General features: G+C 71.4%; 8 protein-coding genes. 7 read left to right on the forward strand and 1 reads right to left on the reverse strand.

Features of this window, described 5'->3' with window-relative positions:
• The first annotated feature begins 167 nt into the window (after positions 1-167).
• Entirely contained in the window at positions 168-593 is a 426-nt protein-coding gene (locus ACFCZF_RS15280; RefSeq protein WP_376672041.1) for a Rieske 2Fe-2S domain-containing protein, read from the forward strand.
• Between the two features lie 319 nt (positions 594-912).
• On the opposite strand, the gene ACFCZF_RS15285 is transcribed toward ACFCZF_RS15280, so the two are convergent.
• Positions 913-1,863, reverse strand: a complete 951-nt coding sequence (locus ACFCZF_RS15285) for a hypothetical protein (protein WP_376672042.1) — start codon at positions 1,861-1,863, stop codon at positions 913-915.
• 378 nt (positions 1,864-2,241) lie between these two features.
• Between ACFCZF_RS15285 and uvrC the strand changes: the two genes are divergently transcribed.
• The 6 genes from uvrC to gap all read left to right on the forward strand — a co-directional run bounded on the left by uvrC (position 2,242) and on the right by gap (position 11,828).
• On the forward strand, positions 2,242-4,344 hold the full coding sequence (gene uvrC / locus ACFCZF_RS15290; protein WP_376672043.1) for an excinuclease ABC subunit UvrC: 2,103 nt from the start codon (positions 2,242-2,244) through the stop codon (positions 4,342-4,344).
• Positions 4,341-5,357 (forward strand): RNase adapter RapZ, encoded by a 1,017-nt coding sequence (gene rapZ, locus ACFCZF_RS15295; protein WP_345630738.1) that lies wholly within the window; start codon positions 4,341-4,343, stop codon positions 5,355-5,357. Before uvrC ends, rapZ begins: the two co-directional genes overlap by 4 nt.
• Positions 5,354-6,445 (forward strand): uridine diphosphate-N-acetylglucosamine-binding protein YvcK, encoded by a 1,092-nt coding sequence (gene yvcK, locus ACFCZF_RS15300; protein ID WP_375924479.1) that lies wholly within the window; start codon positions 5,354-5,356, stop codon positions 6,443-6,445. Before rapZ ends, yvcK begins: the two co-directional genes overlap by 4 nt.
• The gene (gene whiA, locus ACFCZF_RS15305) at positions 6,436-7,428 is read left to right on the forward strand and encodes a DNA-binding protein WhiA (protein ID WP_376672044.1); all 993 of its coding nucleotides are present in this window, start codon (positions 6,436-6,438) and stop codon (positions 7,426-7,428) included. The genes yvcK and whiA overlap by 10 nt, the downstream gene beginning before the upstream one ends.
• Before the next feature lie 211 nt (positions 7,429-7,639).
• The gene (locus ACFCZF_RS15310; protein ID WP_376672045.1) at positions 7,640-10,594 is read left to right on the forward strand and encodes a M14 family zinc carboxypeptidase; all 2,955 of its coding nucleotides are present in this window, start codon (positions 7,640-7,642) and stop codon (positions 10,592-10,594) included.
• Positions 10,595-10,820: 226 nt separating this feature from the next.
• Positions 10,821-11,828, forward strand: a complete 1,008-nt coding sequence (gene gap / locus ACFCZF_RS15315; RefSeq protein ID WP_345630746.1) for a type I glyceraldehyde-3-phosphate dehydrogenase — start codon at positions 10,821-10,823, stop codon at positions 11,826-11,828.
• Positions 11,829-11,971: the final 143 nt, after the last annotated feature.

Consider the following 11,971-nt stretch of genomic DNA (forward strand, 5'->3'; position numbering starts at 1 on the left):
GCCCTGGGGCACGTCCTCGTACCCCCCTCCAGTCGAGACCCACAACCCCCTCCCCCCCCTCCCCCCCCCCCCGCGCGGATATCACCGCGCCGGTGCGACCCGCCCTCAGCCGCGGCCACGACCGCCGGATATCGTCGCCCTGCACGCCCCCGACCAGTGGAGACCACATGCCCGGCCGTCCCGCCCCGAGCCGCCGCACCGTCCTGCGCTCGGCGGCCCTCACGCCTGTCGCCGGACTCGGTCTGGCCGCCTGCTCACCGGGTGACGACGGTGCCGCGCCGGCCAGGCCGACCGCGCCCGTCGACCTCGGTACGGACGGTGAGGTCGCCAAGGGCGCGACCAAGCTCTACCGGGACGCGAACGTGGTGGTCAGCCGGGCCGAGGACGGTTCCCTGAAGGCGTTCAGCACGGTCTGCACGCACGCGGGCTGTCCCATCAAGAAGCTGCAGGGGACGAAGCTCGTCTGCCCCTGCCACGGCAGCGAATTCGACGCCCGCACCGGCGAGGTGCTGCACGCCCCGGCGACCGTGCCGCTCATCGAACTGCCGGTCGAGGTGAAGCAGGGCCGCATCGTCGCGAGCCCCGGGGTCTGACCGGCCCGGGCCGACGCCACCCACGCATTTCCGGGCCCTGCCCGATCACTCCCGGACCCCACCCGCTCACCCCGGGCCCCATCCGCTCGCCCCAGGCCCGCCCGATCGCTCCCGGGCCCCATCCGCTCGCTCCAGGTCCGCCCGATCACTCCCGGGCCCCATCCGCTCGCTCCAGGCCCCGCCCGATCACTCCCCGGCCCCACCCGCTCGCCCCAGGCCCCGCCCGATCACACGCCCCCCCGCTCAGCCCGGGCCCCGCCCGATCACTCCCGGGCCCCCGCTCAGCCCGGGGGCCCGCCCGCTGACCCCACCCCCCGGTTCACTCCCAGTCCCACCCGATCCCCAGCATCCCCGACCGCACCCGTGGCTCCACGAGATGCACCGAGTGGTGCCGCCCGCTGAGGGCCAGCTCCTGCCGGCCGCCGCGCGGTGCCGCCGGCGAGTGCTGCGTGAACCGGTGGCAGCGCACCGGCAGGGCCGCGACGTCGAAACGCACCTGGAGCGCGTACTGCCCGCTCGCCGAACCGAACCCGCGGACGTACTCGCGTGACGCCCCCGCCGTGCCGTCCTCCACGCCGTAGCGGAAGAGGTGGGTGTCCCCGGCCCGCAGGCACGTGTCGAAGAGCAACTCGGTCACGAGCACCCCGGTCTCGTGGTGGGTGCGGACGCGTCCCGTACGGCAGTTCTCCAGCGCGTGGACGGTCATCCGCGCGGGAGCGCATCCCGGGTCGCCCTGGTGGACGGCGACGAAACGGTCGACGCCGTCGCGGTGCGCGCGGACGATGTGGTGCGATTCGCGGCCCGCGAGTTCGCGGCGGGGCCCGACCCGGATCAGTTCGTGGTGCCCGAGGATGTGGACCCCGCCGTCCGACGGCGGATGATCCAGCTCGGCCAGCAGCCGGTCGAGTACGCCCGAGGCCTCCACGTAGGAGCGGTAGGAACGGGTCGCGGGCCGCTTGGCTGAGGTGTCCTCGTCGGCCTCGGCGAGCAGGCGTATCAGTGACTCCTCGGGCAGCTGGAGTATCTCCTCCAGCGCCCGCACGGCCCGCAGCGACTCCGGGCGCTGCGGCCGCCGGGCGCCCTGCTGCCAGTAGCTCAGACTTGTGACGCCCACTCTCACCCCGTGGCGCGACAGATGGTGCTGCACCCGCTGCAGCGGTAGTCCACGAGCGGCGATCGCGGCGCGCAGGGCGACGTGGAACGGGCCGCCGCGCAGGGCCGAGTCGAGTTCCGCGGTGGCGACGTCCGCGTGCTGAGTGGCGTGCGGCATGCAGGGGCCTTTCTGTGAAGCCCACAACGGCTGGTCAGACCGTTCGGCGCGGATCCGTCGAGAGGATCCGCCGAGGGGATCGGCCGGGGCCGCCGCCCCCGTTGCGGCACAGCGGGTCTTCACATCCGTACGCCGCGCTCCAGGGCCCCGAGTCCCCCCGCATTGAAGCGTGTTGACCAAGCTCCGACAACACCTGACGCCGGACCGCGACGCGCTCCTGGCCGAGAACACACCGGCCCGCCGCCCCGAGGGCACCCGGCGTGACCGAACGGCCCCGGACCGTCTCCCCCCGGCCCTGCCTCCGGTCGTCCACAGGGGCCCCGGCCCGTCGTCCACAGCCCCGCCGGAGTGTCGGTCCCCGCCAGTAGGGTGTGAGTCATGGCCGACCCCTCCAGCTACCGCCCCAGGCCGGGTGAGATCCCGGACTCCCCGGGGGTGTACAGGTTCCGTGACGAGCACCGCCGGGTGATCTACGTCGGAAAGGCGAAGAGCCTGCGCCAGCGCCTGGCGAGCTACTTCCAGGACCTGGCGAACCTCCACCCCCGCACCCGCACCATGGTCACCACGGCCGCGTCCGTGGAGTGGACGGTGGTGTCCACGGAGGTCGAGGCGCTGCAGCTGGAGTACTCCTGGATCAAGGAGTACGACCCCCGGTTCAACGTGAAGTACCGCGACGACAAGAGCTACCCGTACCTCGCGGTGACGATGAACGAGGAGTTCCCGCGCGTGCAGGTGATGCGCGGCCACAAGAAGAAGGGCGTGCGGTACTTCGGACCGTACGGACACGCCTGGGCGATCCGCGACACGGTCGACCTCCTGCTGCGCGTCTTCCCGGTGCGCACCTGCTCCGCCGGCGTCTTCAAGAACGCCGCCCGGACCGGCCGCCCCTGTCTGCTCGGCTACATCGGCAAGTGCTCGGCGCCCTGTGTCGAGCGCATCTCCCCGGACGACCACTGGGACCTGGCCGACGAGTTCTGCGACTTCATGACCGGCCGCACCGGTACCTACCTGCGCCGCCTGGAGCGGCAGATGGCGGTGGCGGCCGAGGAGATGGAGTACGAGCGGGCGGCGCGCCTGCGCGACGACATCGGTGCCCTGAAGAAGGCCATGGAGAAGAGCGCGGTCGTGCTCGCCGACGCGACCGACGCCGACCTGATCGCGGTCGCCGAGGACGAGCTGGAGGCGGCCGTCCAGATCTTCCACGTGCGCGGGGGACGCGTGCGCGGCCAGCGCGGCTGGGTCACGGACAAGGTGGAGGAAATCACTACCGGCGCCCTGGTCGAGCACGCCCTCCAGCAGCTGTACGGCGAGGAGACCGGGGACGCGGTCCCCAAGGAGGTCCTGGTCCCCGCCCTGCCCGACCCGGTGGAGCCGGTCCAGCAGTGGCTGACGGAGCGCCGCGGTTCGGGCGTGTCGCTGCGGATCCCGCAGCGCGGCGACAAGAAGACGCTGATGGAGACCGTCCAGCGCAACGCACAGCAGGCGCTCGTCCTGCACAAGACCAAGCGCGCCTCCGACCTGACGACGCGCTCACGCGCGCTGGAGGAGATCGCCGACGCCCTCGGCCTGGACAGCGCCCCGCTCCGGGTCGAGTGCTATGACATCTCGCACCTCCAGGGCGACGACGTCGTGGCCTCCATGGTCGTCTTCGAGGACGGGCTGGCCCGGAAGAGCGAATACCGCCGGTTCCAGATCAAGGGCTTCGCCGGACAGGACGACGTCCGCTCCATGCACGAGGTCATCACCCGCCGCTTCCGCCGCTACCTCGCCGAGAAGGAGCAGACCGGCGAGTGGGTGGACGGGGAGGACGGGGAGGACGGGGCCGACGGGACGGAAGCCAACGGCGACCGGCGGCTCACGGAGGGCCCGGCCCTGAAGGACGACGACGGCCGCCCCAAGCGCTTCGCCTACCCGCCCCAGCTGGTGGTGGTCGACGGCGGCCAGCCGCAGGTCGCGGCGGCCCAGCGGGCCCTGGACGAGCTCGGTATCGACGACATCGCCGTCTGCGGACTCGCCAAGCGACTGGAGGAGGTGTGGCTGCCCCGCGAGGACGACCCGGTCGTCCTGCCCCGCACCAGCGAGGGTCTGTACCTGCTGCAGCGGGTCCGCGACGAGGCGCACCGCTTCGCGATCACCTACCAGCGCGCCAAGCGGGCCAAACGCTTCCGCTCCAGCCCGCTGGACGACGTGCCGGGCCTCGGGGAGACCCGCAAGCAGGCGCTGATCAAGCACTTCGGTTCGGTGAAGAAGCTCCGGTCGGCGACGATCGACCAGATCTGCGAGGTGCCCGGCATAGGCCGCAAGACGGCCGAGACCGTGGCCGCGGCCCTCGCCCGGGCCACCCCGGCCGCGCCCGCCGTGAACACGGCGACCGGAGAGATCATGGATGACGAGGACGGGGCACCCGAGACGACGGCGGATGCCCCGGGGGAGCCCGTGACCGCGGGCACCCCGGACGAACGACGGGGGCAGGAGAGATGACCGAGCACGAGGCACAGCCCACAGTGGGGCGAGAACAGGCCCACGGCACGACCGGCGAGGAGGCGGGCCCGCAGACGGCCGCATCCGAACAGCGCCAGGACGACGGAGCACAGGTGAGTACGGGCAAGGAAACAGCCGGGGCGCACGAGGCGGCCATCCCCGAGCTGGTGATCATCTCCGGCATGTCCGGAGCCGGCCGCTCGACGGCCGCCAAATGTCTGGAGGACCTGGGCTGGTTCGTCGTCGACAACCTCCCGCCCGCGCTGATCCCCACCATGGTGGAGCTCGGCGCCCGCTCCCAGGGCAACGTGGCACGGATCGCGGTCGTCGTCGACGTCCGTGGCCGGCGCTTCTTCGACAATCTGCGCGAATCCCTCGCGGACCTCGACTCCCGCGGCGTCACCCGGCGGATCGTCTTCCTGGAGTCCTCCGACGAGGCACTGGTGCGCCGCTTCGAGTCGGTGCGCCGCCCGCACCCCCTCCAGGGCGACGGCCGCATCGTCGACGGCATCGCCGCCGAGCGGGAACTGCTGCGCGAGCTGCGCGGCGACGCCGACCTGGTGATCGACACCTCCAGCCTCAACGTGCACGAACTGCGCGCCAAGATGGACGCCCAGTTCGCCGGCGACGAGGAGCCCGAGCTGCGGGCCACCGTCATGTCCTTCGGCTTCAAGTACGGCCTCCCGGTCGACGCCGACCTGGTCGTGGACATGCGCTTCCTGCCCAACCCGCACTGGGTCCCGGAGCTGCGCCCGTTCACCGGCCTGAACGAGGAGGTGTCCTCGTACGTCCTCAACCAGCCCGGGGCCAAGGAGTTCCTCGACCGCTACACCGAGCTGCTCCAGATGATCGCCGCGGGCTACCGTCGGGAGGGCAAGCGCTATGTGACCGTCGCCGTCGGCTGCACCGGCGGCAAGCACCGGTCCGTGGCCATGTCGGAGAAGCTCGCCGCCCGGCTCGTCGCCGAGGGCGTGGAGACGGTGGTCGTCCACCGGGACATGGGACGGGAATGACAGGACGTACTCCGCGGCTGAGCAGGCTGCGCCGGGTGGTGCCCGAGGGACGCGGCGGCAGGCCCGCCGAAGCCCGCGCCGCCCGGCCCGAACAGGCGCGCGGCGGCAAGCCGCGCCGCCGGGGCACCCAGCCCAAGGTCGTCGCCCTCGGCGGCGGCATGGGCCTGTCCGCCTCGCTCGCCGCACTGCGCCGGATCACCGGCGACCTCACCGCCGTCGTCACCGTGGCCGACGACGGCGGCTCCAGCGGGCGTCTGCGCGACGAGCTGGGCGTCCTGCCGCCCGGCGACCTGCGCAAGGCGCTGGCCGCGCTGTGCGGCGACGACGACTGGGGCCAGACCTGGGCCCGCGTCATCCAGCACCGCTTCCAGTCCCAGGGCGACCTGCACGAACACGCGGTCGGCAATCTGCTGATCGTCGCCCTGTGGGAGCAGCTGGGCGACCACGTCCAGGCGTTGGACCTGGTCGGCAAGCTGCTCGGCGCGCACGGGCGCGTGCTGCCCATGTCCGCCGTGCCGCTGGAGCTCCAGGCCCTGGTCAAGGGGCACGACCCGGACCGGCCCGACGCGGTGGACACCGTGCGCGGGCAGGCGACCGTGGCGCTCACGCCCGGTGAGGTGCAGTCCGTGCACCTGGTGCCGAACGACCCGCCCGCCGTCCCCGAGGCGGTCGACGCCGTCCTGGACGCGGACTGGGTGGTGCTCGGCCCCGGCTCCTGGTTCTCCTCGGTCATCCCGCACCTGCTCGTGCCCGATCTGCTGGACGCGCTCGTCGAGACGAAGGCCCGCCGGGTGCTCTCCCTGAACCTCGCTCCGCAACCCGGAGAAACCGAGGGCTTCTCCCCGCAGCGTCATTTGGAGGTTTTGGGACGACACGCCCCTAAACTCGCCCTGGACGTGGTGCTGGCCGACGAGGCCGCCGTGCCCGACCGTGACTCGCTCACCGACGCCGCGAAACGGTTCGGCGCCGCGGTCGAACTGGCTCCGGTCGCCCGGACCGACGGGACCCCGAGGCACGACCCGGAGCTGCTGGCCGCCGCGTACGACCGTATTTTTCGGATGCATGGAAGGATCGGCCCATGGCGATGACGGCAGCGGTGAAGGACGAGATCTCCCGGCTCCCCGTCACCCGGACCTGCTGCAGAAAGGCGGAGGTCTCCGCCGTTCTGCGGTTCGCCGGCGGCCTCCACCTGGTGAGCGGGCGCATTGTGATCGAGGCCGAGCTGGACACCGCGAGGGCGGCCAGGCGGCTCAAGCAGGACATCCTGGAGATCTTCGGACACAGTTCCGAGCTGATCGTGATGGCGCCGGGCGGGCTGCGCCGCGGCTCGCGTTTCGTCGTCCGGGTGGTCGCGGGCGGTGACCAGCTCGCCCGCCAGACCGGCCTGGTGGACGGCCGCGGCCGCCCGATCCGCGGCCTGCCGCCGCAGGTGGTCTCGGGGGCCACCTGCGACGCCGAGGCGGCCTGGCGCGGAGCCTTCCTGGCGCACGGCTCGCTCACCGAGCCCGGCCGCTCCTCCTCCCTGGAGGTGACCTGCCCGGGCCCCGAGGCCGCGCTCGCCCTGGTCGGCGCCGCCCGCCGACTGTCGATCCCGGCCAAGGCCCGCGAGGTGCGCGGCGTGGACCGGGTCGTGGTCCGCGACGGCGACGCGATCGGCGCCCTGCTCACCCGGCTCGGCGCCCACGACGCGGTGCTGGCCTGGGAGGAGCGGCGGCTGCGGCGCGAGGTCCGCGCCACCGCCAACCGCCTCGCCAACTTCGACGACGCCAACCTGCGCCGCTCGGCCCGCGCGGCCGTGGCCGCCGGTGCCCGGGTCCAGCGCGCCCTGGAGATCCTCGCCGACGACGTGCCCGAGCACCTCGCCGCCGCGGGCCGGCTCCGCATGGAGCACAAGCAGGCCTCCCTGGAGGAGCTGGGCGCCCTCGCCGACCCGCCGCTGACCAAGGACGCCGTCGCCGGCCGTATCCGCCGCCTGCTGGCCATGGCCGACAAGCGGGCCTCGGACCTCGGCATTCCCGGCACGGACGCCAACCTCGGCGAGGAGGAACTGGCCGACAACCTCGTCGGCTGACCGAACACGCGTCGACCCGCCGCACGCGAACCGGCCCGCCGCACACGGTTTCGTCAACAAGCCGGTGCGGGCGCCCACTTGGGTGACCCGTACCGGCTTTCGCGTGTCCTTGCCGCACTCTTGACTCGATCATGAGCTGTCATGAGCCTGGCATCTGTTCGCTGCTGTGGCGAACGCAGGCCTGTCGGACAGGCCCCATCTAGGGGGGTTCATGAGACGAAGAGCGAGATCGATCCTCGCCGTCGGCGCGCTCCTGATCGGCGGAGCGAGCTTCGCGCCCATCGCCCAGGCACAACCCGAAGGCCCCGCGACCGCGGACGCCGACGAGGTGAAGGTCTTCCGCGCCGACGTGACCCAGGAGCAGGTACCCCTGCTGCTGGCCGCCGGCCAGGACGGCCACGAACTCGGTGAGCAGGTCCCCGACAAGGGCACGGCCACCGTCGAGGTCTACCTCACCGACCAGCAGGCCGGGAAGCTGGAGAAACAGGGCGTCGACCTCAAGGAGCACACCCTCTCCACCCGCGCCGAGAAGCGCGTCGAGGACGCCGCCGAGGGCGTCTTCCGCCCGTACAGCGGCAGCGGCGGCCTCAAGGAGGAGATCCTGCGGACCGCGCAGGAGAACCCCCGCCTCACCAAGGTCGTCTCCATCGGCAAGACGGTGAACGGCCAGGACATCCTGGCGCTCAAGCTCACCAAGAACGCGAAGAGGACGAAGGACGGCTCCAAGCCCTCCGTCCTCTACATGTCCAACCAGCACGCGCGCGAGTGGATCACCCCGGAGATGACCCGGCGGCTGATGCACCACTACCTGGACAAGTACGACAAGGACCGGCGGATCAAGAAGCTGGTCGACTCCACCGAACTGTGGTTCCTCCTGTCGGCCAACCCCGACGGCTACGACTACACGTTCGAGAACACCGACAACCGCCTGTGGCGCAAGAACCTGCGCGACAACAACGGTGACGGCGCCATCGGCACCGGCGACGGCGTCGACCTCAACCGCAACTTCGCCTACAAGTGGGGCTACGACGACGAGGGCTCGTCCCCCAACCCCACCAGCGAGACCTACCGCGGCGACGGCCCGAACTCCGAGCCCGAGACCAAGGCCCTGGACGCCTTCCAGAAGCGGATCGGCTTCACCTACGGCATCAACTACCACTCCGCAGCCGAACTGCTCCTCTACGGGGTCGGCTGGCAGGTGGCCACGAACACTCCGGACGACGTCCTTTACGAGGCGCTCGCCGGCACGCCCGAGAATTCCGCGATCCCCGGCTATCACCCGCAGGTCTCCTCGGAGCTGTACACCACCAACGGCGAGGCGGACGGTCACGCGGCCAACGTCAACGGCGTGGCGATGTTCACTCCGGAGATGTCGACCTGCCAGACCATCTCCGAGCAGGACCCCGACGACGAGTGGAACGCGGGCGACTGCCGGTCGGGCTTCAACTTCCCCGACGACGAGAAACTGATCCAGCAGGAGTTCGCGAAGAACATCCCCTTCGCGCTCTCCGTCGCCGAGAGCGCCGCCCACCCCGACCGGCCGTCCTCCGCGGTCGGCCTGGAGGCCGCCGACTTCACCCCGGCCCCCTTCACCACCTCCTACTCGCGCGGCGCCGACCAGGAGGTCTCCGTCGTCGTACGCAAGTCGGTGCGCGACAAGGAGCTGAAGTACCGCGTCAACGGCGGACGCGTCCACGACATGAAGCTGCGGCCCTGGCGGGGCGGCGAGACGTACGGCGGCGAGGACAACCTCTACTTCGACGAGTACCGGGCCAAGGTCAAGGACGGTGACCGCGGCGACCGGGTCGAGGTCTGGTTCGCCGGCGAGACGAAGCGCGGCAAGCGGACCGAGAGCGAGCACTTCACCTACACGATCGCCGAGCGGCCCCGCGCGGACGTCCTCGTCGTCGCCGAGGAGGGCGCGAAGGCCACGCAGACCCAGAAGTACGTCGACGCCCTCAAGGCCAACGGCAAGCGGGCGGCCGTCTGGGACGTCGCCGCGCAGGGCGCGCCCGACGCGCTCGGCGTCCTCAGCCACTTCCACACGGTCGTCCACCACACCGGCGCCGCGGTGCCCGGCAACGCCACCCAGCTCCAGCTGCGTGCCTTCCTCAACGAGGGCGGCAGGCTGATCGAGGCGGGCGAGCGGGCCGGCGGCAGCGTCGACCTCGGCGACGGCACCATGTCCAACGACTTCAGCCAGTACTACCTGGGCGCCTACACCCGCACCTCGACCCCCGGGGCCACCGGATTCACCGGCTCCGGCAAGCTCGGCGGGACCACCGGCACACTCGGCGACGCCCCCGGCAACCCGCTGGACACCGCCGGAACCTACAGCGTGACCTCGGACCAGCTGCCCGCCGACAGCTACCCGCAGTTCGCGAGCGAGGGCGCCGGGAAGTTCGCCGGCACGGTCAACCCGTACGGGCCCTACGCGGGGGAGTGGATGGCCGCCGCCGTCCACACCGACGACGCCTACAAACGGCTCACCCGCACCGTCGACCTCACCGGTGTCACCGCCGCCGAGCGGCCCACGCTCCGCACCCAGCTGCTGTGGGACACCGAGAGCGGCTACGACCACGCCCTGGTCGAAGCGCACACCACCGGCGCCGACGACTGGACCACGCTCCCCGAGGCGGGCGGCGCCACCGGCACGGCCGTACCCGCGGAGTGCGCGGCCGGGTTCTACATGGGCGAGCACCCCTGGCTGGAGCACTACCTGACCCTGTCCGACGACGGCTGCACCGCGACCGGCACCACCGGGCAGTGGAACAGCCTCACCGGCTCCTCCGGGGGCTGGCGGCAGGTCGAGTTCGACCTGAGCGCCTACGCCGGGAAGTCCGTCGAGGTGTCGATCGCCTACGTCACCGACCCCGGCAGCGGCGGACGCGGCGTCCTCGCCGACGAGGCCTCGCTGGTCGTCGGCGGTACGGCGACCGAGACCGAGGGCTTCGAGACCGCGCTCGGCGCCTGGGAGGTCTCCGGGCCGCCCGCGGGCAGCCCCGCCGTCCTGAAGGACTGGGCCCGCACCGGGACCCTGTTCCAGACGTACGGCGCGGTCACCACGGACGACACGGTCCTGCTGGGCTTCGGCCTGGAGCACCTCACCGAGCCGGCCGCCCGGGCGGCTCTGCTCCGGCAGGCGCTGCGTGCCCTGGATGAGTGAATCCCGGGCCGCTGGGGACTGACCCGGTGTAGCGAAATCGGGTGATCGGTCCCCGTGGCCGAGGGCGGTCCGTACCCCTACTGGCGGGTACGGACCGCCCTGCGGGTATGGGGCGTCTCGATGTCACCCCCGAGGCCCCGGAGAGGTAGGGTCGGAGGTGGTCGGGGACATCCCAAATACAGCTCGCCGGCACATCGGGCCGGCGTACCAACGAGGAGATCGGTTCGTGACGATCCGCGTAGGCATCAACGGCTTTGGCCGCATCGGTCGTAACTACTTCCGCGCGCTGCTGGAGCAGGGTGCAGACATCGAGATCGTGGCTGTCAACGACCTGGGTGACACCGCGACCACCGCCCATCTGCTGAAGTACGACACCATCCTCGGGCGCCTCCCGTACGAGGTCTCGCACACCGAGGACACCATCACCGTCGGCGACAAGACCATCAAGGTCCTCGCCGAGCGCAACCCCGCGGACATCCCGTGGGGCGAGCTGGGTGTCGACATCGTCATCGAGTCGACCGGCATCTTCACGAAGAAGGCCGACGCCGAGAAGCACATCGCGGGCGGCGCGAAGAAGGTCCTCATCTCGGCCCCGGCCAAGGACGAGGACGTCACCATCGTGATGGGCGTCAACCAGGACAAGTACGACGCGGCGAACCACCACGTCATCTCCAACGCCTCCTGCACCACCAACTGCGTGGCGCCGATGGCCAAGGTCCTCGACGAGAACTTCGGCATCGTCAAGGGCCTGATGACGACGGTCCACGCGTACACGAACGACCAGCGCATCCTGGACTTCCCGCACAAGGACCTGCGCCGCGCCCGTGCCGCCGCGGAGAACATCATCCCGACCACCACGGGTGCCGCCAAGGCCACCGCGCTGGTCCTCCCGCAGCTCAAGGGCAAGCTGGACGGCATCGCGATGCGCGTCCCGGTCCCGACCGGCTCGGTCACCGACCTCGTCCTGGAGCTCGGCCGCGAGGTCACCAAGGAAGAGGTCAACGCCGCCTTCCAGAAGGCCGCCGAGGGCGAGCTCAAGGGCATCCTGGAGTACACCGAGGACCCGATCGTCTCCTCGGACATCGTCAACGCCCCGGCGTCCTGCACCTTCGACTCGTCCCTGACCATGGTCCAGGACGGCAAGAACGTGAAGGTCATCGGCTGGTACGACAACGAGTGGGGCTACTCCAACCGCCTCGTCGACCTCACGGTCTTCGTCGGCAACCAGCTCTGATCGACTCGGACTCAGCAAGCACCTCGATGCGGTAGCAGGGCTCGGGGAGGGCAAGGGCGCGCTGCCCCAACCCCTCATCGCTTCCCCCACGACCCACCCCCCCCGGAGCCCAAACGAGCCCGAGAAACCCAGAAAACCCCTTC

Origin of the sequence: Streptomyces sp. NPDC056296, assembly GCF_042268605.1 — a bacterium.
Taxonomy (GTDB): domain Bacteria; phylum Actinomycetota; class Actinomycetes; order Streptomycetales; family Streptomycetaceae; genus Streptomyces.